A 24,179-nucleotide genomic window follows, 5' to 3' on the forward strand; every position below is an offset into this window, starting at 1 on the left:
GCGACAGGATCAATCGCAAACGCGGACGCGGCGCGAACGCCACACGCCAGCGTAGTCGTCCCAGAAGCGCTCGCGGACCCAGTGGCAGTCCGGCTCTTCGACATAGACCGGGGCAGGGGCGGCATAGGCGGGGCGGCTGGCGGCGATCGCGCCACCCAGCAGGGCGCCGCCGATCAGGCCACCCGCAACGCCGGCGGCGATCCGGCCGCCATCGGCCTTCGCGGCCGGGGCGACGCCGACCAGCGAACCGGCGATGGTCGCGGCCGCAAGCAGGACGGTGACAGTCTTCTTCATTTGAGAGGCTCTCCTGAGATCGCGCCGCGCCCGGCGCTGTTGAACGAACCGGTAGTCCCCGACGGCACAGCATCAAAAAAGCGCAATGTCGTCAATTGTCGCGTATCGGCTGGCGGATCAGTGTCGCGCAAAAACGGTGTTTTTCGGGCGATACCGTCGACGCCCGGAATCCGGGCGTTCAGGCTGTTGGTTGGTCGGACGCGGCGGTGAAAGGTTCACCGTCAGTCGCAGACTCGGATCCGGCGGATTCGCCAGCCGTAGCCGTCCCAGAACCGCTGCCGCTGCCAGTAGCAGCCGCCGTAATAGCCCGGCGACACGACATAGGCCGGAGCCGGCGCGTAGCCGTAATAGCGCGGGCCATAGCTGTAGTAGCGCGGGCCGTAGCCATAGCCGCCGCCGTAATAGTAGCCGCCGGGGCCGTAATACGGCGAGGACAGCGCGCCGCCGATGAGCGCACCGCCGATCAGACCGGCGGCGATTCCGGCGCCGAAGCCGTCATGCGCCTGGGCCGGCGCGGTGGACCCGACGGCCGTCACGGCCATCGCAGCGGCCGCGGCCAACGCCATCATCGACTTTCTCATGGCATCACCTCTCGAACGAGCACCGGACCCGATGGGCCGCGGGCGCGACCCCGCCATGGTCCAGCACCCGTAACCTTTCACCAATCGATTGAACGATCCATGAATGCCGCCGCCGCAGTGCTGCCATGGTCGGTTCCGCGCGGGCGGATCGTGCCGTTGGAGGCGCGGGTAGGGGCGTGGCTCTCGGACGTCTGTGCGACGTCCTGCGGTTTTAGATCAGCGCGGAGATGCCCCGTTTTCCCCGCCGTAAGGGGCGTGCAAGTCGGGGACGCGCGATCTCGATTGAGCAAAATCAAACGGCCAGTTGCAGATTGGAATAGCTTGAAGTTGCACGTTTTCCTTTTGCGTCTGCGAGTGCATCTCACTATCCAAAAGCTTGTTACTGCTGGATCGAGACCGATGATCGTTTGTTCTTGCAACGTCCTGAGCGACCACGATGTGCGGGCCACTATGCACAGTGAAGGTGGTCCCGCGCGGAACCCCGGTGAGGTTCACCGCTGCCTCGGCTGCAGCCGAAAGTGCGGCCGCTGCATGCACACCATCAAGAACATCATGAACGAAGCGCTGTGCGGCGCGGCAGAGCGTCGCGCCGGCTCCTAAGTGTTTTGATGGGCTGTTGATCGGGTGAGCCGGGATTGCATCTCACCCGCGTTATGATCTAGAATTATTCTAATTCTAAAGCGGCCAGCCCTGGCCGCCGATTGCAGGAGTGACGGATTCACATGAAGGGCGATGCCAAGGTCATCGAATATCTCAACCGCGGTCTGCGCAGCGAACTGACGGCCATCAATCAGTACTGGCTGCACTATCGCCTGCTCGACAATTGGGGTCTGAAGGATCTCGCCAAGACCTGGCGCAAGGAATCCATCGAAGAGATGGTCCACGCCGACAAGCTCACAGATCGAATCATCTTCCTCGACGGCTTCCCGAACATGCAGGTGCTCGATCCGCTGCGGATCGGCCAGAACGTCAAGGAAGTGCTGAACGCCGACCTGCAGGCCGAGATCGACGCGCGCGCGCTGTATCAGGAAGCCGCAACCTACTGCCACAGCGTCAAGGACTACGTGTCGCGTGACCTGTTCGAGCAGCTGATGAAGGATGAGGAACATCACATCGATTTCCTCGAGACCCAGCTCGATCTGGTGAACCGGATCGGCGTCGAGCTGTATCAGCAGCACCACATCGGCGAACTCGATCACGACTGATCGGTTCGTGCCGCGCACTCCGTCGGCCGGTTCGGCCGACGACCCGCGCGGGTCCTCACGTCGTCCGGCGCTGCTGTTGCGCCGGCGACAGCGGGCAGTCCCGATAGGCTGCCTCGATTGCCGGCTCCGAGCCGTCGACCTTGAACAAAGCCGTGCTGGTGCCGGCGTTCAATGATCTGATCCGCACAACAAGCTGGGTCGACTCGCGCAGGTCGGCGATGAACTGCTGCAGCGCCGCGGGCTCTTCGACGACGATCACCTGATGTCCCAGCAGTACCCGCGACTCCACCGCATCGCGCCCCGGCTTATCGTCGAACCGATACCCCAGGCTGGTGTTGCGGTCGCTGCCGATCTTGAAGCCGAAACCGACCTTCACGATCGGCCGCTTCTCGAAGCAAGTGAGCTGGAGCGTCGCCAGCGAGACCAGCAGCGGATCGGTGCTGTTCGACGCCCGGTTGGTCAGGGTAATGGCGCCGGCCACCGGCGCGCCAGTGATCAGGTCTGGCCTCTGATCGATTCGCCAGCTGCCGGATTTCAGCGACCCGTCGCTGACGCATCCGGCCAACACCACGGCGATGACGCAACTCGCAACACGCACTGCAACCTCCCCCGGCCGCAGTTTTAGTCTGCAACTTAGACGTGCGTAATGCAAGCGCGACGCGTACGGTCGAAATGCGAAGGCCCGGCTTCGGGTGAAGCCGGGCCTTCGCCTTAGGTGAGGGTGAGGCGGTGTTACGCCGCGCGCACCGAGCTGAGGAAGCGCGCCACTTCGGTCTTGAGCTGCGCGCTGTCGGTCGACAGCGACCGCGCCGCCGCCAGCACCTGCGACGACGACATCCCGGTCTCGGCCGCGCCGCGCTCGACGTCGGCGATGTTGGCGCTGACCTGCATCGTGCCCTGGGCGGCCTGCTGGACGTTGCGCGAGATCTCCTGGGTCGCCGAGCCCTGCTGCTCGACCGCCGAGGCGATCGCGGACGAGATTTCCGACATCTGGCCGATCGTGGTGCCGATCTCCTTGATCGCCGACACCGACTCTTCGGTCGCAGCCTGCATGCCGGAAATCTGCTGGCTGATTTCGTCAGTCGCCTTCGCGGTCTGCTCGGCGAGCGCCTTCACTTCCGCCGCGACCACCGCGAAGCCGCGGCCGGCTTCACCGGCGCGTGCCGCTTCGATCGTGGCGTTGAGCGCCAGCAGGTTGGTCTGGCCGGCGATGGTGTTGATCAGGTCGACCACGTCGCCGATCCGCTGCGCCGCAGTGGCGAGCTGATTGATACGGTCGTTGGTCTTGTTGGCCTGCTGCACGGCCGAACTGGCGATCCGCGAGGAGTCCTGCACCTGGCGGCTGATCTCGTGGATCGAGGATGCCATTTCCTCGGTGGCCGAGGCGACCGACTGCACATTGCTGGTGGCGATCTCCGAGGCGCCGGCGACGGCGGCGGTGAGCTTCTCGGCCTCCTCGGCGGTGTGCGCCATCTTGCTGGCGGAAGCCTCCAGTTCGGTCGATGCGCTCGACACCGCTTCGACGATACGGCCGACCGCGCCCTCGAAGGCATCGGCGAGCTTCTGCATTTCCTGCTTGCGCTGCTGTGCCGCCACTTCGTCCTGATGCGCCTTCTGCTCGGCTTCCTCGCGGGCGCGATGATCGGCATTCTCGCGGATCACCACCACGGTCTTGGCCATGTCGCCGATCTCGTCGCCGCGCGCGGCGCCGGGGATTTCGACGTCGAGCTGGCCGCCGGCCATCTTGTCCAACGCCCCGTTCAGCCGCATCAGCGGCCGCGAGATGCCGAAGAAGGTGAACACCATCGAGATTACCAGCGAGATCATCACCACCATGCCGAGGGCGAAGTTGATCCGGTTGGCGCTGGACAACTCGTCCGCGGCCTGGGTCTTGGTCGCCTTGGCGGCCTTCTCGGCGCGCTCCACCGCTTCGCCCATCAGACCGAGCGCCTGCGTCGCGACCGAGTGGGCCTGGCTGATGAGCTGATCGCGCTTGGCCTTGTCGGCATCGCTGGCGCCGCCTGACTGGCCGGATTTGGCCAGCTTGCCGACTTCGGTCATCGCGCCATCGTATTGCGTCGTCAGCGCGCCGATCGAACGCAGGCGTTCCTTGTCGGCGCCGTCTGCGATCTGTGCCACCGCGGTGCTGATCCCACGATCGATCGTTTCCCGCGCGTCGTGCAGCCCGGTGAGGGCGCTGTCGACCTGCGCCGGCGTTGAGGCGAGGCGGAGCTCGGCTGCGGCAAGCTGCATCCGGCGCAGTGCGACGTTGGCTTCGAGACCGTGATCGGCGACCATCTGCTGCGCATCGGCGCGAGCGTTGACGGCGTTGATCGACCGCTCAGTGGTCAACTGATTGGCCGCCATACCGAGCGACAGCGCGATACTGGTCAAGCTCGCGAGGCCGAGCTTCATTCCGATACTGTTCAGTCTCATGTCGAGAACCTTCGCGTTGGGGGCGGTTCGCCTTCTTTTGGGCCGCGCTGAAATCGTCAGGTGCGCCTCGGGCGCATCGCCGGCAGCACTACGCCTCACCTCGTGAAACCACGGTTAACACTGGGGTTCTGGAATTACCCCGCGCGGCAAATAGTTACCTGTAATCAGGCAGATACGACGCAAGTCGTGTGCTGAGATGCCTTACGTAGTTGTCCGGATGTCGTCCGCGGGTGCTCGGCCACCGTGCGCCTGGCCGCCGACGAAGCCACGCTGTCGCCACCATGTATTCAGCGGCGGTTCAGCAGCCCGGCGCGCATCATCCCGGCACCACACGATCAAGCGGGATGCGGCGATGCGAACCAACACGGCCGGACGGTGGAACGCACGAGGATCGGCAATCCTGGTGATCGGCATCGCCGCCATCATCACCGGCGCGGCGGCTCAGGCTGCTGAGATCTCACCCCACGATCTGGCGCTGATCGATCGGCTGACCTGGGGCATCAACGGCTCCAGCGTCGCGCAATTCCAGAAGCTCGGCGCGGCGCGCTGGGTGGATCAGCAACTGCACCCTGCGGCGGACAGTGCGCTGCCGCAGCCGATCGTCGCGCAGATCGAGGCGATGCCTGATGCGGCCGGCCTGACACCGGCGGCAATCAACGCGTTTCAGGCGCAGGGCAAGGATGCCGATCAACTCACCGACCCGGAGGCGCGCAAGACTGCGAAGCAGGCGTACCAGCAGGCGCTCAACGACCGCGCCAAGCAGGCGGCGAGCCGGTCGATCCTGCGCGCGCTCTATGCCCCCGATCAGCTCCGCGAGCGGATGACCTGGTTCTGGCTGAACCATTTCAACGTCCACCAGAGCAAGGCCGAGCTTCGCCTGCTGGTCGGCGACTATGAGGACCGGGCGATCCGCGCCCATGCGCTCGGCAAGTTCGGCGATCTGTTACGCGCGACGCTGCGGCACCCGGCAATGCTGCGCTATCTCGACAATGCCGGCAATGCCAATGGCCATCTCAATGAGAACTACGCCCGGGAGATCATGGAGCTGCACACCATGGGAGTCGGCAGCGGCTACACCCAGGCCGATGTGGAGTCGCTGGCCAAGATCCTGACCGGCGTCGGCATCGACTTGAAGCCCGAGGACCCGAAGCTGAAGCCCGCGCTGGCTCCGCAGCTGGTCCGCGACGGCGCGTTCGAGTTCAACCCGGCGCGCCATGATTACTCCGACAAGACCTTCCTCGGCCACACCATCCGCGGCAGCGGCTTTGCCGAAGTCGACGAGGCGCTTGACCTGATCGTGCACAATCCGGCGACCGCGCAGCATGTGTCGCGCAAGCTCGCGACCTACTTCGTGTCGGACGAGCCACCGCAATCGCTGATCGACAAGATGGCGAAAGCCTTCATCGCCTCCGACGGCGATATCGCCCAGGTGCTGGCCGCGATGATCGCTGCGCCTGAATTCGATGCGTCGCTGAAGACCGCGGAACGCTTCAAGGATCCGGTCGGCTATGTGTACTCGGCAGTGCGGCTCGCTTATGACGACAAGGTCGTGCTCAACACCGTGCCGATCCAGCGCTGGCTCGGCCGGCTCGGCGAAGGGCTGTATCAGCGCCAGACCCCGGACGGCTATCCGCTGACAGCGAGCGCCTGGAATGGCCCGGGCCAGATGATGCTGCGGTTCGAGATCGCACGGCAGATTGGTTCCGGCTCGGCGGGATTGTTCAAGCCGGAGCAGGCCGACGCCAAGGATCGCCCGGCGTTTCCGCTGCTGCAGAACGCGCTGTATTTCGGCGGGCTCAGCCGGACGCTGAGTTCGACCACGCGCGGCGCGCTCGATCAGGCAATCTCGCCACAGGATTGGAACACGCTGTTTCTGTCCTCGCCCGAATTCATGGTTCGTCAACGCGCGGAGGCTCCGCATGAACCGTCGTGATCTGCTGAAAGCCGTCGCGGCCCTCGCTCCGGCCGCACTGACCACCACGATCGCCGGCCGTGTCTGGGCTGCGCCGGCCACCGATGCCAAGCTGCTGGTCGTGTTCCTGCGCGGCGCTTACGACGCAGCCAACGTGCTCGTACCGGTATCGAGCAGCTTCTACTACGAGTCCCGGCCGAACCTTGCGATCGCCAAGCCGGACGTCGGCAATCCGAACTCGGCGGTCGCGCTCGATGCCGATTGGGGACTGCATCCGGCGTTGCGCGACAGCCTGGCGCCGCTATGGACGAGCCGCGAGATCGCGTTCGTGCCATTCGCCGGCACCAGCGACGACACCACCCGGAGTCACTTCGAGACCCAGGACACGATCGAACTCGGGCAATCGACCAAAGGCTCGCGTGACTATCGCTCCGGCTTCATGAGCCGGCTTGCGGCTGAATTGACGCGGGTGAAGCCGATCGCCTTCACCGAACAGCTGCCGCTGATCTTTCGCGGGCAGGCGGAGATTCCGAATATCGCACTCGGCAATGTCGGTAAGCCCGGCGTCGATGACCGCCAGGCCGAGCTGATCAAGCAGATGTACGCCAAGACCAAGCTCGCGTCCGCGGTGGCCGAAGGTTTTCGGGTGCGCGACGAGGTGGTGAAGTCGATCGCCGACGAGATGACAGAAGCTAATCGCGGCGCGGTGTCGCCGCGCGGCTTCGAGCTGTCGGCGCGCCGGATCGGCCGGCTGATGCGCGAGCAGTTCAACCTCGGCTTCGTCGATGTCGGCGGCTGGGACACCCACGTCAATCAAGGTGCGGCGACCGGTTATCTCGCCGATCGGCTCGGCGAGCTCGGCCGGGCGCTCGCCGGTTTCCGCGAGGAGATCGGGCCTGCGGCTTGGCGCGACAGCGTGGTGGTGGTGATTTCGGAATTCGGCCGCACCTTCCGCGAGAACGGCGATCGCGGCACGGATCATGGCCATGGCAGCGTGTACTGGGTGCTCGGCGGCGGGCTCAATGGCGGCCGCATCGCCGGCGAGCAGATCAAGGTGGCGCAGCCGTCGCTGTTCGAGAACCGCGATTATCCGGTGCTGACCGATTATCGCGCGCTGTTCGCCGGTCTGGTGCAGCGCATGTACGGGCTGGATGCCGCGGCGCTGCAACGGGTCTTCGCCGGCGTGCGTCCGGCCGATCTTGGTCTCGTCTGACTAGCGGGTTCGTTTGATCAGCGCTTCGCGACTTCCACCGCCGCTTCATTGCGGCGGACGAAGGGAAGCGTGAACGGCGCATCGTAGAATAGGCCGTAGGGCGCGCCGACCGGCTGCCATTGCGTCTTGGTGAGCGCGGCGATCAGTTGCTGCTCGCGCTCGCGCAGGTCGCGCCCGGTGCCGGAGAAGCGTAGCGTCGCGATGGTCTGCTCCGGTACGGTGACGATCTGCACCCGCGCGTCATCGGGCTTCGGCGCAGTCTCGGCCGAGAAGGCGGCCGGCAGGAAGAAACGCATCCGCGTCATGCGGTCCTGCGTCGCGGTTTCGACTGGCGCGGTCATCGCGATCTTCTCCGGCCGTGCGACGTCGACGGGCACCGTCATGGCCACGCGTTCGGACGCGCCCGAGCCGCCGAGATTGGCGCCGGCGATGTAGTTGAACAGCAGCGTGAAGGCTTGGCCGTTGGCATTGCCGCGGCGTTCGAGATCGACCTCGGCAGCGACTCTCGGCGCGTATCGCCTGATCTCGATTGTGTCGCTCGGCCGGTCGAGCACGGTGTAGGCCGGCTCCTCGTACAGCCGCAGCCCGACGATGCCGAGGACGGATTCGGCGACCAGAACCGTGTAGTACCAGATCGCCGAAGCCATGCTGCCGTCTCCGCGCCGCGCTGTGTTGCGCTCCCTGACGTCAGCTAATCATCGCACGGCCATCGGCAAGGTTTTATGTCGCGCGGTTCCGTGTTGTATCGCGGGTGGATGCGATTACCATCGGCGGTCTGTCGAAGCCGAAAGGTGCCGCTGCATGTGCCGGAACATCAAGACGCTGTTCAACTTCGAACCGCCGGCAACCGACGACGAAGTTCGCGCCGCCGCGCTGCAGTTCGTCCGCAAGCTGTCGGGGTTCAATGCGCCGTCCCAGGCCAACGCCGCCGCGTTCGATCGCGCGGTGAGCGAGATCACCGACGTGGCCCGCACGCTGCTGATATCGCTACAGACCCAGGCCGCGCCGCGCGACCGCGAGGTCGAGGCGGCGAAGGCGAGGGAACGATCGCGCGCGCGGTTCGGCTGACCGCGCGGGCTCATCGAACGAGACGGATCACGCTGTGGCGCGATCAGTCCTTGTGCTTGCGCTTCTTCTTTTTCTTGCCGCCCTCGGCATGGGCCTCGTCGTCGAGCGCGATCTCGGCCTCGGCATTCGCTGCTTCGATCGCGGCAGCGACTTCACGCTCGGCAGCTTCGCGCGCCGCCTGCTCGAGAGCTTCGGCGGCAAGACGCTCTTCGAGCTCGCGGGCTTCGCGGGCGCGCTGCGCCTTGTAGTCTTCGTAGGCGTCGAAGATCAGGTGCAGCCAGGGCATCACCTGCTCGATCGAGGGGAGCGCACCGGCGGGGCCGGGCTCGCCGCGCGGGCCCTGTTCGCCGCGTGGACCTTGCGGGCCTTGCTCGCCACGAGGACCTTGCTCGCCGCGCGCGCCTTGTTCACCACGGGGACCTTGGGGGCCGGGCTTGCCTTGCGGGCCGATCGGACCGGGCTTGCCATCGGGGCCCGGCTTGCCGGCGACGCCGGGTTTACCTTGCGGACCAGCCTTGCCCTGCGGGCCGGGTTTGCCGACCGGGCCTTGCTTGCCGCGGGGGCCCTTTGGGGCCGGGACGGCCCGGATGTCCTTGTGGTCCTGGTCGGCCCGGTTCACCGGGACGTCCGCGCGGGCCCTGCGGCCCCGGACGTCCGCGGCGGGTGGATTCAGCTTCAGCCACGCAACGCCCCCAAACGATTCCTGACGGCGTGACTTTACCAGAGCTTGCGTGACGGCTTCAATTCCGCGGCGGTGCAGCGGTGCTTCGCACGAACGTGTGTCGCACGCAGCGAAACAGCGCTACTCGGCGGCGTCGCTCCGCGCCACGCTGTCGCTCGGCGCAGCCTTCGGGGCCGCTGCCGCCGGAGCCGGCGATGCTGATTGCGCCGAAGCGGGGGCAGCGTGCGAGGCGGGGCCGGCCGCAGACGAGAACACCAGACCGTCGTCCTTGCGGCAGATGCCGTAGGTGCCGGCGCTGTTCGAGGTCAGCGTGATGACCGGCTCGTTGCACTTCTCGCACACCAGCGTGCCTGCGCCGTTGACATGGCCGGGCAGGCGATCCTGCTTGCTGAGCAGGGTGCATTGCTGGCCGAGCGGATCGATCGAGACCTTGGCGCCGCAGGAGAAGCAGTAGCGCGTCTCCGAATGTTGCTTGCCCTGATCGATATTCGCCGGAATTTTGCTGGCGCATACCGGGCAATTCACCGACACCGCGCGGGTGAACTGCGAGGCGCCCGGCATCCGTAGGAAGATGTTGCCGCTGGTCGAGCGGTGGGCGTGGAAGCGCTGGCCGCAATGCGGGCAGGTCGGCTTGGCGCTGTCGCCGGGCAGGCTGCCGACCTGGAATTCGACCTGCTTTTTGCAGGCCGGGCAGTTCTCGGTCTCGGTGACCAGCTTGCGCTCCGGGGTGCGGCCGTCGGTGATCCGCGCCTCGATCTGCAGCGTATCGCGTGCGGTCAGCATCTCGATCACGTCGAACGGCAATTGCCGGCCGGTGATCTCGCCGAGCTCGTGGGTGACACCGATCAGATTGTCGATGCACTGCTCGATCTGCGCCAAATACACGGCGGCGGGAATCGACTCGTCGCGGCCGCCCTTCACCGATTTGTGGATCTGGCTGATCGAAGTCTCGAGCTGGCGCGCCAGCACGTTGAGGTTGGCGGCCATCCGCGCTTCGGCGGCGCGCTGGCGCAGCGTCCACACCACGGCAAGGGTCGCGAGGCTGGCGCCGCAGATCGCCGACACCTGACCCCAGAACCAGATCCAGCCCGATTGGGTGCCGAGCGCGAAACCGAGCACGATCATGAACAGACCGGTGCAGGCGGCAATCGTCTCGACCGGATGGGCCGAAAACACTTTCATGAAAGCTTTGCGCAGCACCGCCTAATCCTCGGAAACCTATTGCCTCAACCTATCGTCAATTCCGCCGCGCCGGAAGCCGGACCCCGTAAAATGGCAGGGTTTTACCCATCGAACCGGCCTCGACCATGGTCGGTATCAGGTGAGCGGCGCTGCATGTGAGTTGCATGAAGCTTATCGCTGCCTCGCGGATCGCTGGCGTCGCGCATCATCCAAGACTGGAAAGCCTGCCTTGGAGGCTTCATCGGTATTCCCGCATTGGTTGTGTTGAGTTGAATCTCAACTATGATCCGCCGCCGTGCATCTGCAACGGCACATGGAGAACAACCATGCGTAAAGCTCTGGTGTTCGGTGTGTTCGGGGTCTTCGCAGTTCTGCTGGCGGCAGTTTCGCCCGCGCGTGCGCAAGCGGAAGTCCTTCTTCCTTATCCTGCTCTCACGATCTTCTTCAGAACGGCCAATCTCGAACCTCTGTCTCAGAGCCAGTTCGTTCTGAATCTCGCGGCGCAAAGTTCGACGAAGGAGCCGCAAGCCAACGTCAACCTGTTCGACGATTTCTATCTGATCAACGGTCAGTGGAGCGGATCGCCCGACAATCTGATCGTCCACTTCAACGGCAGCCTGCAGAACCTCGGACAGCGCGTGATCCCGACATGGATCGGCGTCGCGCAGTTCTCGAACCATGCCATCACCTACGACCTGCAGGCCGGCTTGCAGCAGGTCAAAGCCAAGTACGGCATGCCGGCCGCGCGGGCCACCAGCGTCGTGGTGTACCGCACGATCAACACCGGTCAGATCGTGTACGACTACCGGATTCCGATCGCAGGCGGGCGCTGCCAGGAGTATCTGTTCATACCGGATAGCGGCGGCTTCCAGCTCGGCATGCAGGGCGGCTGCTACATCTCGCTCGCGGCGGCGGGGCGCAGCCGCGCCGGACATCGCTGAGCGTGCCGATGATGGATGCGGCGCGGCCGCATCCATCACATAAACGCCGATCGCATGCGGCGCGGCGCTTCACCGATTCAGTTCGGCCCGCGCCGTACCGTCGAGGAAATCCGATCGACCGACCGAGCCGTGGTCGGCCTCTCAGAAGCCTGCGCCGCGATTGTAGGAGTCGACCAGCTGATTGTAGTCGCGCAGCAGGCGCGGCGGCGAGCCTTCCACCATCCATCCCGAGCCGGCGTTGCTCAGCATCATCTTCTCGCCGCTCGAATACGGCGTCTTGTCGCGCTGGCGGCGCATCAATTGCTTGGCGGTGACGAGAAACGACTTGGCGTTCGACATGAACATCGAGCCGATCTTGGCGTTTCGCTCGCCCTCGGTGAAAGCCTCGTTCGCCGCGACGGTCTTGCCATAAGCGTCGATGGCCGCTGTCAGCGCCGCCAGATCGGGCTTGTCGGCCTCGGCCGCGCGGATCACGCGCTTGGCGTCGATCATGGTGGCTTCGATCTGGTAGCGCGCCTTGCGGCCTTCGCTGCGTTCGATTGCCGCCAGCTTCTCGGCTGACTGACGGTCCTTGATGACCTCGACGCCGCCGCGCAACTTGCGGTCGGCGTCCGCGAACGCATCCCAGGCGGCGACCAGACGGGGATGCAGGGCTTTGCCTTTCGCCATCTTGTCGTCCTTGTAGTTCTCCTGCGTGTAGTAGTCGTCGGTTTCCTTCAGCAGCGGCTCGAGCTTGCCGACCGCGTCCGCATAGGCAGAGGCCGCGGCTTCGAGCTCGGGTTCGTGCGGCTCGATCGCGTTGGCCTTCTCGACGGCGGCGCGGCAGTCCTTGGTGTCGTAGATCGTGTAGGTGCCGTAGACGATCCGTTCCTTGCCGGTCGGGCCGGTCTTGGCGGCCCAGGAGAAGTAGCGCGCGCGGGAATCGAATGCGCGCGCCGACAGCCGATTGAGGCAGCCGATATAGGCATTGAGCTTTTCGGTGAGAGCGTCCGACGAGTTCGGAGTTTCGGCCGCGAGTGCGGGTGCCACGACGACAAGACACATCAGACTGCCGACGAGCAGTCTGACAGCGGATCGGCGGGTGGCAACCATTCGATTCTCCTTATTGTTGTATCGGTACAGCGTCGCGGTTCGTTGTCGCCGCGAGCGATGCACCGGTTCAGCACAAGCTGCAGGTCCGGTGTCGCCGCCGTGGTGGTTTCACCGTCATGGCGCCCGAATCGCGATGGTAGTGCTAGACGGGAATGATGATGCCCGTAAGGGGCGAGCGATAAAGGAGAGCGGGATGCGTGGATTGCTGGGGACCGTGATTGCCGTGCTGATCGGCCTCTTTGCACTGGGCGCGCCCGCCCAGGCGGACGAAGGACGGATCACGCTGACGATCTACAAAGGCGGCTGGGTGATCGGCGGGTCCGGCGGCTCGGGCACGTTGAACTTCCACGGCAAGCGCTATCCGTTGTCGATCGGCGGCCTGTCCTACGGCCTGGTGTTCGGCGGCTCGAAGGCGCAGCTCGCCGGGCGCGTCAGCAACATCCGCTCGCCGCGCGACGTCGCCGGCGTCTACGGCGCGGTCGGGGCCGGCGCGGCGGTGGGTGTCGGTGCCCGCGCCATCGTGCTGCGCAACGAGAAGGGCGCGGTGCTGGAACTGAGCGGCTCGCAGGTCGGCCTGATCGCCGATCTCGATCTGTCGGGCCTGGCAATCGGGTTCAAATAGTCCGGCCACGGCGCGCTCCTGAACAACCGCGCCGCGACGCCAGCTTGCGGCGCTCGGTCTGCGCGCCGCAGTGCCCGCAAGGCGCCGGCGCGTCGAACAGCTCGGCGAGCCGCGCATCCTGCAGCGCGATCGCGTCGTACAACGCGAAGGCCTCCGCGGCGCGCGGCGTGCCGATGATGTCGTCGCGCCGCAGTGCGCGCGCCGCCAGCCGGTCGAGACCGTCGGCGAGGCTGGCATCCTGAACCATCACCCACGGTCCGGTCGCGGCGATGAAGTGATGCAGGCGCACGACGAAGCGGTCGGACGGGCTGGCGCCGTCGCCCCAGCGCCCGCAGATCAGGTCGATCTCTGCGCCGTGTTCGGCGATATGGCCGACCGTCCACCACACCTGATAGGCCGCGACCGCGGCGCCCTCCGTCGAGATCGTGCCCGAGACACGGCGGCTGATCCGGCCGCAGCAATCGCAGCGGCCTGTGACGTGATCGGCTTCCGGGCTGACCTGGAGCGCGTCCGGGGTGGTGGCGACGCCTTCCTCCGGACTAATCACGACCGGGCATCCTGTCGGGGGCGGGCAGGGCGGCGATCCGCTGCGCTGAAGGCCAGGAAACCACACCGCATCGACGCCTCCCACCGCAACCCGGCCGATCGCTCCGCAATTTCTGATTGCAGAATGGTCCTGATATGTTCGATTTCGTCAAGCGGCATCGTCGCGGCGAAAGCCGAATACCGGTCGCGCCGAGCCCGCACCCTGTCGGCCGCCCTTGCTTGCCTCGCCGGGCGTTGCTGGCTACAGCAAGTCGCAATCACAAGCGGGTAGGACGTCCTTCTCATGAGCGACAGAGTCATCATCGCCGGCGGCGGCATTGGCGGGCTTGCGGCGGCGTTGACGCTGCATCAGATCGGCGTGCCTTGCGTGGTCTATGAGGCGGCGCGCGAGATGCGCCCCCTCGGCGTCGGCATCAATCTGCAGCCGAACGCGGTGCGCGAACTGCTCGACCTCGGCATCACCGAAGCCGATCTCGACGGCGTAGGCCTTCCGGCGAAGGAATGGGCGCTGGTCGGACTCAACGGCAACGACATCTATGCGGAGCCGCGCGGCAAGGCCGCCGGCTATCGCTGGCCGCAATATGCGGTGCATCGCGGCCGCTTCCACATGCTGCTGCACGCGCGCGTGGTCGAGCGGCTCGGCGCCGACGCCGTCCAGCTCGGCCGCCGCGTCACCTCCTATCGCAAGACAGCGGATGGCGTCACGGCGACGCTGGAGCATGCCGATGGCGGCAGCTCGGAAGTGACCGGCGCGCTGCTGGTCGGCGCCGACGGCATTCACTCCGCGGTGCGGGCGCAGATGCATCCGAACCAGCCGCCGATCCATTGGGGCGGCGCGGTGATGTGGCGCGGCACGACTTGGGGCAAGCCGACCCGCAGCGGCGCTTCGTTCATCGGCCTTGGTACGCATCGCCACCGCGTGGTGATCTATCCGATCTCGCATCCGGATCCGGCGACCGGACTGTCGATGCTGAACTGGATCGCCGAGGTCACGCTCGACAATGCCGAAGGCTGGAAGCAGCAGGGCTGGTTCCGGCAGGTGCCGACCTCCGAGTTCGCGCATCATTTCGACGGCTGGGTGTGGGACTGGCTCGACGTGCCGGCGATGATCCGCGAGGCCGACTCCGCCTACGAGAATCCGATGATCGACCGCGATCCGGTCGAGACCTGGCGCGACGGCCCGGTGGTGTTGATCGGCGACGCCGCGCACGCGATGTATCCGACCGGCTCGAACGGCGGCACCCAGGCGATCGTCGACGCGCGCGAACTCGGCGCCGCGATGGTCGCGCATGGCGCCACCGAAGCCGCGCTGGCGGCGTTCGACGCCAAGCTGTGCGGCCCGATCTCGCAGCTGATCCTGCGCAATCGCGGCGCCGGCCCGTTCGGCCTGCTCAACTTGGTCGACGAGCGCTGCGGCGGCACCTTCGACAACATCGACGACGTGATCCCGCCGGCCGAGCGCGCCGCCTTCATGGCCGGCTACAAGGCCGCCGCCGGTTTCGCGATCGATCACCTCAACGCCGCGCCGCCGACGATTCAGCCCGGCGCGCGGGTGAAGGAGCCGGCCGCAGCGTAAGCTGCGGCGCGACGGACTCAGCCTTCGCGGGCGCGATCATCCGTCGCGTGATCGTCATTTGCCGCAGGCGGTGATGAGGTCACAGCCGTCGGCCGCGCCATTGGACGGCGGACGCGGCTGTTGATCTGAAACAGCGTGTGCACCTTGCCATTGGCGGTGGCGCAGCCGCCGCGCATGTTCGGAAGTATCAACGTCGCTTCGCTCATCGCATCTCTCCATTGCTGTGATGCGATACTAATCGCGACGACAATTGTCTGGTTCGCGTCAGCGTTTTGGTATCGTTAAGCGATCGTTAACGCCGTCCGTCCGGGGCCGCAGCGGCGCGCATCGCTGCCGTAGTCTTCGGTTCGCGTGCGCGCCGTGCCGCCGCCGCCGGCTTAGCCGCCCCAGTTGATGCCGCAGCCGTGAGTGTCCGACGCGCAGCGGCTGATCGAGGCGACGTGGAAGTACTCCGGCCCCTGCGTGCCGGTGACCGTCACCTTGGTGGCGAGATAGGGCCGCAGCTTCGGCTCGTCGTTGAACGGACGGGCATCGATCGCGATGCGCTGCTCGCTGTCGTCGAAATGCTGCAGATAGTAGATCGGCGTTTCGCTCTTTGAGCCGATCGCGGCGAGCTTGGCGAACAGAAAACCATGCAAGGTCTGTACGTCGGATGCGGGCATGACCAACGTTCCTTCAGGTTGTTAGTTCGTCGCCGAGCTTAGGCGCCTGCCGGCGCGCAGCATTGATCGGGCACAATCTGAAGCTGAGTGTGCGCCGAAATCGCGCCAGCGGTGCGTTCGACAATGATGACGAATGCACCGTTTGTTGCACATGCCGGTATGATGGAGCGTCGTTCGGCACGAGGGCGCGCCACGCTTCGGCCGGCCCGATGACAGGCTCTGCACGAGCCCGGAGTCCATAACCACCGCACCTGCGGCGGAGTGAGAACGCCGATCCGAAAGACCGAGACATTGCAAGGCTGCGTCTCGGATTTCGCGGCGCTCCATCCAGCCGGGCAGTGACCGTGTCGCTGGCGCGATCGCCGCATCTAACTTCGCTGCTCGATGTCAGTCTCGCGAGCGATCACTTTGCGGGTTGGGTTGGCGAAACGATCCGTCCTGCACGACGACGCTTAGCACCGCGAGGTTCGCTGACGGGACGCAGGCAAATCACTTTGTGTCAGGAATAAAATCCAAAGAATGTTGCGATAGGAAAAAATGCAGATATGATGAATTTGACGAAGCGCGGAGCTGATGAGCAATGTCGTTGTTATTCGAACAATGGAATCTGTCGCGGTGGAGAGCCGAACTTGCGGCGATCAGAGTCGAACTGAGAGAACGGCGGCTTTCCCGTTCCACGATCAAAGCCGGCTTCAGAGAGGAGCAGCCTCGTAACGAACTTGGCAGATGGACGCTCGAGAGTGGTGTCGAGGTGTCGACCTCGACCGGATTCTTCACTGGCATCGCGGAGATTGATGAAACATCGGTGGCGCTGAGTGATACGCTCGCTCGCGTCATGGGGGCGTTGGAATACTTACCGAAAATGTCGCCTGCGTTGTACGGCACCGCCGTCCACATTGCGTTCGGGGTAGCGTTAAGGCTCCAGGGGCTTCCAGGCGTGGGAGACATCGAACGGAGTTTCAGTCTCGACACCGTTGATCCCTACTACGGGCTCGCCGGAACGATCAGAACCGATGCAACGCTCCGTAATGTGCAAGGGGATATTATCGCGATCTATGATGTCAAAACCGGTGCCCAGACGATATCGCGGGCCCGAGCGGACGAACTTCGGGCGAAGACGCGGGCCGCGCCGGACACGCCCGTCTTCGAACTGAATGTCGTCCGAGGAATCTCGCGAAAGCAGATTGTTCTAAGCATTTTCAGGTCGCGTTTGCGGGCGCGCCCGATTACCCGAGGGATTTGACATGTCGATGGAAATCTACGTGCTGTCGGACCAGAAGCTGAACTCGATGGCGGACTGGCAGAGTGTCATCGACGCAAAGGGTTTCCCGCTACGGCTGTCGGCCGCGACCCCGTTTGCAAGCAGCCACGGCGCGTTGCCCGTCGTGCTTCGCGATCGGCCGTCGGCGTTCGAGTGCGATCATTGGGACGCGAAGGTCCTGATGTCCGAGACGCCGAAGGTGACGTTCGAGCGGTACTGGCGATACGCGCTCGCGTTTCGCTGGGGCGGCGACATCGACGCTGGAGTGTCCGCCTATCTCGCCGCAGCCGCCTACGCCGAGGCGACGGCCGGCCTCGTGCTCGATTGCGCGGAGGGCAAGCTGATCTCGCCGGCCCGCGCCGCCGAGGTTGCCGCTGAGCTGGAGAAGAGCCGGGCGTTGATCGAGGAAGCCGTTCGGCGGGCGCTTGAAGGCTTTCGAAAGCCGTGACAGGCGAGGGCGAGGATCTCGCGAGCGGCGGTTGGCGAGGGGCACGCAGCTCGCAGACGCGGCTTTGCCGATCCGGTCCCCTCAGGCGAACCGATATCAGCGCGGAGCGGATAGCTCGTCGGACGGCTTGAGCGCTGCGAACGCTGCGGTTGGGGGAGGGCGTCGTGTCGATGCGGCCTGCGCCCGATCCGGCGCGCTTGGGCCATCCACGCGAGGCCCTGCGACCTTCGGCGATCGTGCGCTCAGATCAATGCTGCGCTCGGCGGCCTTGGTAGGTTGCCCCTGTTGTTCTGCACTGGAGGTTGCCATGATCGCGCGTCGTCGTCTTGCTGGTTTGGCTGTCGCGTTGCCCGCGCTCGCCGCGGCGGCGTTGGCGCCGCCGTCGCAGGCGCGCGCCGGGGACGGGCTGGAGCCGTACGCGCCGCTGCTGGTCGAGCTGCCGGGCTGGAAAGCCGGCAAGCTCGGCGGCCTGGCGATGCAGGACGGCGGCAGCCGCATCGTCGTGGCGCAGCGCGGCTATGAGCGCGGCGAGATCCATGTCAGCGTCCAGCTGCTCGCCGGCGCGCCGGCACAAAGCCGGCTGGCGGCCGGCGGCACCGGGATGAAGACCGAGGCCAGCCACGGCCCGGCCACGACCACCACCATCGACGGTTTCAAGGTGACGCGGACGTTCCAGGCCAGCGACAAGTCCGGCACCATCCTGATCGCGCTCGGCCCCGCCGCCGCGCTATCGCTGTCGTTCAAGGGCCTCGGCGAAGACGAAGCGCTGGCGACGGCGAAAGGCTTCGACTGGAAAGCGATGCGGGCGGCGGTGAAGTAGCTGCGCCCAATCGTAGGGCAGGTTAGCCGAAGGCGTAATCCACCGGGCCAACGTGACGGGTGCCTTGGCGCAATGGGGGGTACGCTACGCTAATCCGCCCTACGGCTGCGTGATCCCAGTAGATCATGAGTTGCAGGGCAAATCGGTGTGGAGGTGGAACTGCTTCGGCTTTGCGGGATCATCATACGGATGGCGTCGCGCGACTGAGCGAAGCGTCATCCGCCATGTTCAAATAGGATGATCCGATGACCCCCGCCGAACTCTCCGAGATCTACCGCGGTTACATCGCCTGCCTGAACCGGCAGGATTGGCCGAAGCTCGACCAATTCGTCGGCGAGGATGTGTCCTACAACGGCGAGCGGGTCGGGCTGACGGGCTATCGCGATCTGCTGCAGCTGGATTTTCGCGCGATCCCCGACCTTCATTTCGACATCCAATGGCTGGTGTCCGAACCGCCGCGGGTCGCGAGCCGGCTGTGGTTCGACTGCACCCCATCGGGTGAGCTGTTCGGCCTTGCCGTCAATGGCAGACGAATCCGCTTCGCCGAAAACGTGTTCTACGCGTTTTCCGACCGCCGCATCGTGGAAGTCTGGTCGATCATCGACAAAGCCGCCGTCGCAGCGCAGCTCCCATCCAGGCCGTAGAGCTGGAGGGCGCGGAAGGGCACGTAACACCGGTGTGCGACCGTAGGGCGGGTTAGCCGAAGGCGTAACCCGCCGCGCGGCAGTTGGGCTTGTGTCGAAGGAACGGTGGATTACGCTACGCTAATCCGCTCAACCGGCTGGGAGATCGAGGATGGAATTCGACACCGGCAAGATTGACGATGCGACGCTGGCACTGCTGTATCTGACATTGCATGACGGCACCCGCGCCTGGAAAGGCCACGACTGGAATACGCTGGACCGGCTGCACGACAAGGGCCTGATCGAAAACCCGGCCGGCAAGGTGCAGTCGGTCGTATTCACCGACGAAGGCCTTCGGCGTGCCAAAGAGTTGTTCGAGACGATGTTTGCGAAGAAGGGCGCGTAACGCAGGTTGTGAGCGTAGGGCGGGTTAGCCGAAGGCGTAACCCGCCGGGAGGCGGCTGGGCTTGCGTCCGTGTGGTGGCGGATTACGCTTCGCTAATCCGCCCTACGGGCTGTCCAGCCCGCGCGCTTCCTATTCGGTCCTACGTACGAGCTTCTTCACCCTGACCGTGAATTCACGGCCAAAGATGACGGCGCGAATAAGCCAGTTAGGCATGCCGAGGTGGGCCAGTGCTTCGACGCCGCCCGACACGTACCGCGCCTCGAGTCGGCAATCGCTGAATTCATCGGAGTTCGCGTACCAACTGAGGGTCTTCTCGATTTCGTCGCGTAGTTTGTCTTGATCCGGCAGTCGCGCAATGAATGCCAGCTCTCGTCTGAAGCAGATGGCTTCAATTCGTGCGCGTCGATCTTCCTCATATGCAATTCCGTAGCGCTCGATCCTTGCATGAGTTGCTTCATGCACGATAGTCGATGCGATTTGCTCGGTCGTCGTGACAGGGTCAGCCAAGAAGCGTTCATCGAGCACGCACGCTTTGAGCGAGTGCACGTATTCGGCGAGGCCATGGAATGACAGGTTTACCCAGATGCGGTCGAGTTCTCTGACGATCCGAGCATGATCCAGCGGACTATGCTTCTTGATCAGATTCAGCGCTCGCTCTGCTTCATCGAATAATTCGGAGTTTCGACTCCAGCCTCCGATCAAAACGCCATCAACTTGCCGCCATACCGATAGCGCCATTCCAAGTCTGTCGACAATGCGAGGTCGGAGGCGTTCGGGTCGTGCGCGTCGCATCGGCTTTCACAGCAATCGCTTCCGCTAAGCTCGATCGAACCTCCATCGTTGGCAAGTAAAATCGGCCGGGCTTTCGCCCGGCCGCTTCTTTTCCGATGGATGCCCGGGTCGAGCCTGGGCATGACGTTGTGCTTGGGGAGCGCGCGCTGCCTTACGACAGCGCTTTGTTGCTCTCTTTCACCTTGTCCGCGTCGAGATACACGCTGCTTCCCATCTCTTTGAACTTGGCGCTCATCTGGGCCATGCCGTCTTCGATGGTGCCGGAGATGGTCATGCCGGCGTGGCCGACCGGGTAGAGGGCGGCTTTCTCGTTGTCGCCCAATCCCGCGGCGTAGTCGCGGACGTCCTGCGTGATCTTCATCGAGCAGAATTTCGGGCCGCACATCGAGCAGAAATGCGCGACCTTGTGGGCGTCCTTCGGCAGGGTCTCGTCGTGGAAGGCTTGCGCCGTATCCGGATCGAGGCCGAGGTTGAACTGATCCTGCCAGCGGAATTCGAACCGGGCGCGGGACAGCGCGTCGTCGCGGAGCTGCGCGGCGGGGTGGCCCTTGGCCAGATCAGCCGCGTGGGCGGCGATCTTGTAGGTGATCACGCCGGTCTTGACGTCGTTGCGGTCGGGCAGGCCGAGATGCTCCTTCGGCGTGACGTAGCACAGCATCGCGCAGCCGAACCAGCCGATCATCGCGGCGCCGATGCCGCTGGTGATGTGATCATAGCCCGGCGCGATGTCGGTGGTCAGCGGCCCGAGGGTGTAGAACGGCGCCTCGCCGCACTCCTTGAGCTGCTTGTCCATGTTGATCTTGATCTTGTGCATCGGCACGTGGCCGGGGCCTTCGATCATCACCTGGCAGCCCTTGTCCCAGGCGATCTTGGTGAGCTCGCCGAGCGTCTCCAGTTCGGCGAACTGGGCGCGGTCGTTGGCGTCCGCGATCGAGCCCGGCCGCAGGCCGTCGCCGAGTGAGAACGACACGTCGTACTTGCGCATCAGGTCGCAGATCTCGTCGAAATGCGTGTAGAGGAAGCTCTCCTTGTGATGCGCCAGGCACCACTTCGCCATGATCGAGCCGCCGCGCGACACGATGCCGGTGACGCGGCTGGCGGTGAGGTGGATGTATTGCAGCCGCACGCCGGCGTGGATGGTGAAGTAATCGACGCCCTGTTCGGCCTGCTCGATCAGCGTGTCCTTGTACAGCTCCCAGGTCAGCTTGACCGGATCGCCTTCGCACTTCTCCAGCGCCTGATAGATCGGCACGGTGCCGATCGGCACCGGCGAGTTGCGCAGGATCCATTCGCGGGTGGTGTGGATGTTGCGCCCGGTCGAGAGGTCCATCACGGTGTCGGCGCCCCAGCGGATCGCCCACACCATCTTGTCGACTTCCTCCTCGACCGACGAGGTCACCGCCGAGTTGCCGATATTGGCGTTGATCTTGGTGAGGAAGTTGCGGCCGATGATCATCGGCTCGAGTTCGCCGTGGTTGATGTTGGCCGGGATGATCGCGCGGCCGCGGGCGATTTCGTCGCGGACGAATTCCGGGGTGATGAACGCCGGCACCGCGGCGCCGAACGATTCACCGTCGGCGAGCGCCGCTTCGGCGCGCTCGAGCTGCTGCTTGCGGCCCAGGTTCTCGCGCTCGGCGACGTAGATCATCTCCTTGGTGATGATGCCGCGGCGGGCGAATTCATATTGCGTGATCGGCGCATCACTGAGCCCGCGCAGCGGCTGGTGATGCGCGGTGAAGGTCTTGGCGGCATGGGCGGCGCCGACATTGCCGTTGTCTTCCGGCTTGATGTCGCGACCTTCATACTGTTCGACGCCGCCGCGCTCCTTGACCCATTCGGTGCGCGGCCGCGGCAGGCCCTTGTTGACGTCGATCACCACGCTCGGATCGGTGTAGGGGCCACTCGTGTCGTACACCGGCAGGTTCGGCTCGCCGGCACCTTCGCTCAGGATGATCTCGCGCAGCGGCACGCGCAGATCCGGCGCGCTTACCGGCGTGGCGTAGATCTTCTTGGAGGAGGGCAGGGCGCCGGTGGTCACGGCGGCGCGGGTGGTCTCGGGATTGGAGCGGATATTCATGCCATCCTCCTGTTATCGGTTGTTATTCGGGCCGCTTTGTTCGGTCGTGTTGTCGGTCGGAGTGGCGAGGGCACGTTGCGTGTCGCCCTCACCCCGACCCTCTCCCGCAAGCGGGAGAGGGGGAGTCATCGGCTGGGTCGCGGCGGCGCCTCACGCACGGCCTGCTCCCTCTCCCGCTTGCGGGAGAGGGCTGGGGTGAGGGTGCCGCGCGTCGCAGCGGTCGCGTTCGTCATCACGCCTTCTCGGCGACGAAGTCGAGCCAGGCGCGGACGCGGGCGTCTGGATCGGGGTTTTGCGTCACATCGCTGACCACCGCGATCGAGTCGGCGCCGGCGGCGAAGATTTCTTCGGCCTGCTCCAGCTTGATGCCGCCGATCGCGACCAGCGGGATGTTGCCGACGCGCTTCTTCCATTCGGTGATCTTCGGAATGCCCTGCGGGGCAAACCGCATCGATTTCAGCGTGGTCGGGAAGATCGGGCCGAGCGCGATGTAGTCCGGCTCGGCGGCGAGCGCGGTTTCGAGTTCGGCGTCGTCGTGGGTGGAGAGGCCGAGCGTCAGCCCGGCGCTGCGGATCTCGGCGAGGTCCGCCTCGGCGAGGTCTTCCTGGCCGAGATGCAGATGCTGGGCGCCGGCGACGATCGCGGCGCGCCAGTAATCGTTGATGATCAGCTTGACGCTGGTGTCCTTCACCGCCGCGAGCGCGTCGGTGACGAGCTGCAGTGCGGCGCCGTCGTCGAGGTCCTTGGCGCGGAGCTGCACGGTGCCGACGCCGAGCGTGGCGAGGCGTTTGACCCACGCGATGCTGTCGACGACGGGATAGAAACGGTCAGGATACGGCATGCCAGAACGGTGTCCCGATCACAGGGGTGGAGGGCGAAGCGAAATCGCGGGCGCCCATCAGCCCCGCTTCGAATCCGGTGCGGCCGGCCTCGACCGCGAGCTTGAAGCCGCGCGCCATCGCCACCGGGTCTTCGGCCTTGGCGATCGCGGTGTTGAGCAGCACGGCGTCGTAGCCGAGCTCCATCGCTTCGGCGGCGTGGCTCGGCGCGCCGAGGCCGGCATCGACCACCAGCGTGATATCGGGCAGGCGGTCGCGCAGCAGCTTCAGCGCATCGCGATTGGTGATGCCGCGCGCGCTGCCGATCGGCGCCGCCCACGGCATGATCACCCGGCAGCCGGCATCGACCAGCCGCAGCGCGACCGACAGATCCTCGGTGCAATAGGGAAACACCTCGAAGCCATCCTTGATCAGGATCGAAGCGGCTTCGACCAGGCCGACGACATCCGGCTGCAGCGTGTCGTTGTCGGCGATGACTTCGAGCTTGATCCAGTTCGTGCCGAACAATTCGCGCGCCAGCTTGGCGGTGGTCACCGCGTCGCGCACGCCGCGACAGCCGGCGGTGTTCGGCAACACGGTGACGCCGAGTTCGCGGATCAGCGACCAGAACTGATCGCCGGCCTTGCCGCCCGCTGTCTCGCGCCGCAGCGACACCGTGACGATCTCGGCACCGGACTCGCGGATCGAGTCCTGCATGATCGCCGGCGACGGATACAGCGCGCTGCCGATCAGCAGCCGGGAGCCGAATTCGCGGTCGTAGAATTTCACCATGTTGTCAGCTCCGAGCACAGCCTGCTCCCTCTCCCGCTTGCGGGAGAGGGCCGGGGTGAGGGCGACGCGAGGATTCACCCTCCCCTGGAGGGGGAGGGTCGCTCGCGCAGCGAGCGGGGTGGGGTGGCGA

At 65.3% G+C, this 24,179-nt stretch carries 28 protein-coding genes; 13 read left to right on the plus strand and 15 right to left on the minus strand.

The genetic code is table 11. From position 1 onward, the window contains the following. Positions 1 to 9 precede the first annotated feature (9 nt). Together DY467_RS17040 and DY467_RS17045 are read right to left on the minus strand one after the other, a co-directional pair. Positions 10 to 294: a hypothetical protein gene (locus DY467_RS17040; protein ID WP_011159141.1), complete on the minus strand. Its 285-nt coding sequence runs from the start codon at positions 292 to 294 to the stop codon at positions 10 to 12. A gap of 221 nt (positions 295 to 515) precedes the next feature. Then, entirely contained in the window at positions 516 to 875 is a 360-nt protein-coding gene (locus DY467_RS17045; RefSeq protein ID WP_107356393.1) for a hypothetical protein, read from the minus strand. 399 nt (positions 876 to 1,274) lie between these two features. Between DY467_RS17045 and DY467_RS17050 the strand changes: the two genes are divergently transcribed. Next, positions 1,275 to 1,475, plus strand: a complete 201-nt coding sequence (locus tag DY467_RS17050; RefSeq protein WP_012497028.1) for a (2Fe-2S)-binding protein — start codon at positions 1,275 to 1,277, stop codon at positions 1,473 to 1,475. A gap of 122 nt (positions 1,476 to 1,597) precedes the next feature. Further along, positions 1,598 to 2,080 (plus strand): bacterioferritin, encoded by a 483-nt coding sequence (gene bfr, locus DY467_RS17055; protein WP_012497027.1) that lies wholly within the window; start codon positions 1,598 to 1,600, stop codon positions 2,078 to 2,080. A 55-nt stretch (positions 2,081 to 2,135) separates the two neighbouring features. Here the strand turns inward: bfr and DY467_RS17060 are convergent, their stop codons facing one another. Both DY467_RS17060 and DY467_RS17065 read right to left on the minus strand, forming a co-directional pair. Next, the gene (locus DY467_RS17060; RefSeq protein WP_164637679.1) at positions 2,136 to 2,678 is read right to left on the minus strand and encodes a hypothetical protein; all 543 of its coding nucleotides are present in this window, start codon (positions 2,676 to 2,678) and stop codon (positions 2,136 to 2,138) included. Positions 2,679 to 2,812: 134 nt separating this feature from the next. Continuing rightward, positions 2,813 to 4,516: a methyl-accepting chemotaxis protein gene (locus DY467_RS17065; protein ID WP_107345363.1), complete on the minus strand. Its 1,704-nt coding sequence runs from the start codon at positions 4,514 to 4,516 to the stop codon at positions 2,813 to 2,815. A 352-nt stretch (positions 4,517 to 4,868) separates the two neighbouring features. Between DY467_RS17065 and DY467_RS17070 the strand changes: the two genes are divergently transcribed. Both DY467_RS17070 and DY467_RS17075 read left to right on the plus strand, forming a co-directional pair. Further along, entirely contained in the window at positions 4,869 to 6,449 is a 1,581-nt protein-coding gene (locus DY467_RS17070) for a DUF1800 domain-containing protein (RefSeq protein ID WP_164637681.1), read from the plus strand. Then, positions 6,436 to 7,641, plus strand: coding sequence for a DUF1501 domain-containing protein (locus DY467_RS17075; RefSeq protein WP_164637683.1), 1,206 nt, complete (start codon positions 6,436 to 6,438; stop codon positions 7,639 to 7,641). Before DY467_RS17070 ends, DY467_RS17075 begins: the two co-directional genes overlap by 14 nt. A 17-nt stretch (positions 7,642 to 7,658) precedes the next feature. On the opposite strand, the gene DY467_RS17080 is transcribed toward DY467_RS17075, so the two are convergent. Continuing rightward, positions 7,659 to 8,288 carry an SOUL family heme-binding protein gene (locus tag DY467_RS17080; RefSeq protein WP_164637686.1) on the minus strand — a complete coding sequence of 210 codons (630 nt, stop codon included), beginning with the start codon at positions 8,286 to 8,288 and terminating at the stop codon, positions 7,659 to 7,661. Positions 8,289 to 8,442: 154 nt separating this feature from the next. Between DY467_RS17080 and DY467_RS17085 the strand changes: the two genes are divergently transcribed. Then, positions 8,443 to 8,709: a DUF2277 domain-containing protein gene (locus tag DY467_RS17085; protein ID WP_164637688.1), complete on the plus strand. Its 267-nt coding sequence runs from the start codon at positions 8,443 to 8,445 to the stop codon at positions 8,707 to 8,709. 43 nt (positions 8,710 to 8,752) lie between these two features. Here DY467_RS17085 and DY467_RS17090 read toward each other — a convergent pair whose 3' ends face one another. Both DY467_RS17090 and DY467_RS17095 read right to left on the minus strand, forming a co-directional pair. Further along, complete coding sequence (locus tag DY467_RS17090) at positions 8,753 to 9,328, minus strand: collagen-like protein (protein WP_502706447.1); 576 nt, start codon at positions 9,326 to 9,328, stop codon at positions 8,753 to 8,755. A 183-nt stretch (positions 9,329 to 9,511) separates the two neighbouring features. Then, positions 9,512 to 10,591, minus strand: a complete 1,080-nt coding sequence (locus DY467_RS17095; protein WP_107345357.1) for a zinc ribbon domain-containing protein — start codon at positions 10,589 to 10,591, stop codon at positions 9,512 to 9,514. A 146-nt stretch (positions 10,592 to 10,737) separates the two neighbouring features. Between DY467_RS17095 and DY467_RS17100 the strand changes: the two genes are divergently transcribed. Further along, positions 10,738 to 11,514 carry a hypothetical protein gene (locus tag DY467_RS17100; RefSeq protein ID WP_164637690.1) on the plus strand — a complete coding sequence of 259 codons (777 nt, stop codon included), beginning with the start codon at positions 10,738 to 10,740 and terminating at the stop codon, positions 11,512 to 11,514. A 141-nt stretch (positions 11,515 to 11,655) separates the two neighbouring features. Here DY467_RS17100 and DY467_RS17105 read toward each other — a convergent pair whose 3' ends face one another. Beyond that, positions 11,656 to 12,606 carry a YiiG family protein gene (locus tag DY467_RS17105; protein WP_164637692.1) on the minus strand — a complete coding sequence of 317 codons (951 nt, stop codon included), beginning with the start codon at positions 12,604 to 12,606 and terminating at the stop codon, positions 11,656 to 11,658. Positions 12,607 to 12,799: 193 nt separating this feature from the next. Between DY467_RS17105 and DY467_RS17110 the strand changes: the two genes are divergently transcribed. After that, positions 12,800 to 13,228 (plus strand): hypothetical protein, encoded by a 429-nt coding sequence (locus tag DY467_RS17110; protein ID WP_164637694.1) that lies wholly within the window; start codon positions 12,800 to 12,802, stop codon positions 13,226 to 13,228. Here the strand turns inward: DY467_RS17110 and DY467_RS17115 are convergent. Next, positions 13,221 to 13,775, minus strand: coding sequence for a hypothetical protein (locus DY467_RS17115; protein WP_164637696.1), 555 nt, complete (start codon positions 13,773 to 13,775; stop codon positions 13,221 to 13,223). The two genes, DY467_RS17110 and DY467_RS17115, sit on opposite strands and share 8 nt — an antisense overlap. 282 nt (positions 13,776 to 14,057) lie before the next feature. On the opposite strand from DY467_RS17115, the gene DY467_RS17120 reads away from it, so the two are divergent. Next, positions 14,058 to 15,350, plus strand: a complete 1,293-nt coding sequence (locus DY467_RS17120; protein WP_164637698.1) for a flavin-dependent oxidoreductase — start codon at positions 14,058 to 14,060, stop codon at positions 15,348 to 15,350. A gap of 17 nt (positions 15,351 to 15,367) precedes the next feature. Here the strand turns inward: DY467_RS17120 and DY467_RS17125 are convergent, their stop codons facing one another. Together DY467_RS17125 and DY467_RS17130 are read right to left on the minus strand one after the other, a co-directional pair. Continuing rightward, on the minus strand, positions 15,368 to 15,556 hold the full coding sequence (locus DY467_RS17125; RefSeq protein WP_164637701.1) for a hypothetical protein: 189 nt from the start codon (positions 15,554 to 15,556) through the stop codon (positions 15,368 to 15,370). Between the two features lie 171 nt (positions 15,557 to 15,727). Next, entirely contained in the window at positions 15,728 to 16,012 is a 285-nt protein-coding gene (locus DY467_RS17130) for a hypothetical protein (RefSeq protein WP_164637703.1), read from the minus strand. 580 nt (positions 16,013 to 16,592) lie between these two features. On the opposite strand from DY467_RS17130, the gene DY467_RS17135 reads away from it, so the two are divergent. The 5 genes from DY467_RS17135 to DY467_RS17155 all read left to right on the plus strand — a co-directional run bounded on the left by DY467_RS17135 (position 16,593) and on the right by DY467_RS17155 (position 19,570). Beyond that, entirely contained in the window at positions 16,593 to 17,255 is a 663-nt protein-coding gene (locus tag DY467_RS17135; RefSeq protein ID WP_164637705.1) for a hypothetical protein, read from the plus strand. 1 nt (position 17,256) lies between these two features. After that, positions 17,257 to 17,721 (plus strand): hypothetical protein, encoded by a 465-nt coding sequence (locus DY467_RS17140; RefSeq protein WP_164637707.1) that lies wholly within the window; start codon positions 17,257 to 17,259, stop codon positions 17,719 to 17,721. Between the two features lie 307 nt (positions 17,722 to 18,028). Next, positions 18,029 to 18,541: a hypothetical protein gene (locus DY467_RS17145; protein WP_164637709.1), complete on the plus strand. Its 513-nt coding sequence runs from the start codon at positions 18,029 to 18,031 to the stop codon at positions 18,539 to 18,541. Between the two features lie 245 nt (positions 18,542 to 18,786). Continuing rightward, on the plus strand, positions 18,787 to 19,185 hold the full coding sequence (locus DY467_RS17150) for an ester cyclase (RefSeq protein ID WP_164637711.1): 399 nt from the start codon (positions 18,787 to 18,789) through the stop codon (positions 19,183 to 19,185). Positions 19,186 to 19,336: 151 nt separating this feature from the next. Beyond that, positions 19,337 to 19,570, plus strand: a complete 234-nt coding sequence (locus DY467_RS17155; protein ID WP_164637713.1) for a DUF6429 family protein — start codon at positions 19,337 to 19,339, stop codon at positions 19,568 to 19,570. A 129-nt stretch (positions 19,571 to 19,699) separates the two neighbouring features. Here DY467_RS17155 and DY467_RS17160 read toward each other — a convergent pair whose 3' ends face one another. The 4 genes from DY467_RS17160 to DY467_RS17175 form a co-directional block, all read right to left on the minus strand. Next, positions 19,700 to 20,308: a hypothetical protein gene (locus DY467_RS17160; protein ID WP_164637715.1), complete on the minus strand. Its 609-nt coding sequence runs from the start codon at positions 20,306 to 20,308 to the stop codon at positions 19,700 to 19,702. A 205-nt stretch (positions 20,309 to 20,513) separates the two neighbouring features. After that, entirely contained in the window at positions 20,514 to 22,439 is a 1,926-nt protein-coding gene (gene thiC, locus DY467_RS17165) for a phosphomethylpyrimidine synthase ThiC (protein ID WP_164637717.1), read from the minus strand. A gap of 232 nt (positions 22,440 to 22,671) precedes the next feature. Further along, positions 22,672 to 23,280 (minus strand): thiamine phosphate synthase, encoded by a 609-nt coding sequence (locus DY467_RS17170; protein ID WP_164637719.1) that lies wholly within the window; start codon positions 23,278 to 23,280, stop codon positions 22,672 to 22,674. After that, the gene (locus DY467_RS17175) at positions 23,267 to 24,049 is read right to left on the minus strand and encodes a thiazole synthase (protein WP_164637721.1); all 783 of its coding nucleotides are present in this window, start codon (positions 24,047 to 24,049) and stop codon (positions 23,267 to 23,269) included. Before DY467_RS17175 ends, DY467_RS17170 begins: the two co-directional genes overlap by 14 nt. Positions 24,050 to 24,179 lie beyond the last annotated feature (130 nt).

Source organism: Rhodopseudomonas sp. BR0G17 (assembly GCF_010907025.1).
GTDB lineage: Bacteria > Pseudomonadota > Alphaproteobacteria > Rhizobiales > Xanthobacteraceae > Rhodopseudomonas > Rhodopseudomonas palustris_H.

Excerpts from the sequence above, each read along its gene's own strand:
- DY467_RS17040 (WP_011159141.1), bottom strand. The coding sequence starts at position 294 with ATGAAGAAGACTGTCACCGTCCTGCTTGCGGCCGCGACCATCGCCGGT.
- DY467_RS17045 (WP_107356393.1), bottom strand. The coding sequence starts at position 875 with ATGAGAAAGTCGATGATGGCGTTGGCCGCGGCCGCTGCGATGGCCGTG.
- DY467_RS17050 (WP_012497028.1), top strand. The coding sequence starts at position 1,275 with ATGATCGTTTGTTCTTGCAACGTCCTGAGCGACCACGATGTGCGGGCC.
- bfr (WP_012497027.1), top strand. The coding sequence starts at position 1,598 with ATGAAGGGCGATGCCAAGGTCATCGAATATCTCAACCGCGGTCTGCGC.
- DY467_RS17065 (WP_107345363.1), bottom strand. The coding sequence starts at position 4,516 with ATGAGACTGAACAGTATCGGAATGAAGCTCGGCCTCGCGAGCTTGACC.
- DY467_RS17070 (WP_164637681.1), top strand. The coding sequence starts at position 4,869 with ATGCGAACCAACACGGCCGGACGGTGGAACGCACGAGGATCGGCAATC.
- DY467_RS17075 (WP_164637683.1), top strand. The coding sequence starts at position 6,436 with ATGAACCGTCGTGATCTGCTGAAAGCCGTCGCGGCCCTCGCTCCGGCC.
- DY467_RS17080 (WP_164637686.1), bottom strand. The coding sequence starts at position 8,288 with ATGGCTTCGGCGATCTGGTACTACACGGTTCTGGTCGCCGAATCCGTC.
- DY467_RS17085 (WP_164637688.1), top strand. The coding sequence starts at position 8,443 with ATGTGCCGGAACATCAAGACGCTGTTCAACTTCGAACCGCCGGCAACC.
- DY467_RS17100 (WP_164637690.1), top strand. The coding sequence starts at position 10,738 with ATGAAGCTTATCGCTGCCTCGCGGATCGCTGGCGTCGCGCATCATCCA.
- DY467_RS17105 (WP_164637692.1), bottom strand. The coding sequence starts at position 12,606 with ATGGTTGCCACCCGCCGATCCGCTGTCAGACTGCTCGTCGGCAGTCTG.
- DY467_RS17110 (WP_164637694.1), top strand. The coding sequence starts at position 12,800 with ATGCGTGGATTGCTGGGGACCGTGATTGCCGTGCTGATCGGCCTCTTT.
- DY467_RS17120 (WP_164637698.1), top strand. The coding sequence starts at position 14,058 with ATGAGCGACAGAGTCATCATCGCCGGCGGCGGCATTGGCGGGCTTGCG.
- DY467_RS17125 (WP_164637701.1), bottom strand. The coding sequence starts at position 15,556 with ATGAGCGAAGCGACGTTGATACTTCCGAACATGCGCGGCGGCTGCGCC.
- DY467_RS17130 (WP_164637703.1), bottom strand. The coding sequence starts at position 16,012 with ATGCCCGCATCCGACGTACAGACCTTGCATGGTTTTCTGTTCGCCAAG.
- DY467_RS17135 (WP_164637705.1), top strand. The coding sequence starts at position 16,593 with ATGTCGTTGTTATTCGAACAATGGAATCTGTCGCGGTGGAGAGCCGAA.
- DY467_RS17140 (WP_164637707.1), top strand. The coding sequence starts at position 17,257 with ATGTCGATGGAAATCTACGTGCTGTCGGACCAGAAGCTGAACTCGATG.
- DY467_RS17145 (WP_164637709.1), top strand. The coding sequence starts at position 18,029 with ATGATCGCGCGTCGTCGTCTTGCTGGTTTGGCTGTCGCGTTGCCCGCG.
- DY467_RS17150 (WP_164637711.1), top strand. The coding sequence starts at position 18,787 with ATGACCCCCGCCGAACTCTCCGAGATCTACCGCGGTTACATCGCCTGC.
- DY467_RS17155 (WP_164637713.1), top strand. The coding sequence starts at position 19,337 with ATGGAATTCGACACCGGCAAGATTGACGATGCGACGCTGGCACTGCTG.
- DY467_RS17160 (WP_164637715.1), bottom strand. The coding sequence starts at position 20,308 with ATGGCGCTATCGGTATGGCGGCAAGTTGATGGCGTTTTGATCGGAGGC.
- thiC (WP_164637717.1), bottom strand. The coding sequence starts at position 22,439 with ATGAATATCCGCTCCAATCCCGAGACCACCCGCGCCGCCGTGACCACC.
- DY467_RS17170 (WP_164637719.1), bottom strand. The coding sequence starts at position 23,280 with ATGCCGTATCCTGACCGTTTCTATCCCGTCGTCGACAGCATCGCGTGG.
- DY467_RS17175 (WP_164637721.1), bottom strand. The coding sequence starts at position 24,049 with ATGGTGAAATTCTACGACCGCGAATTCGGCTCCCGGCTGCTGATCGGC.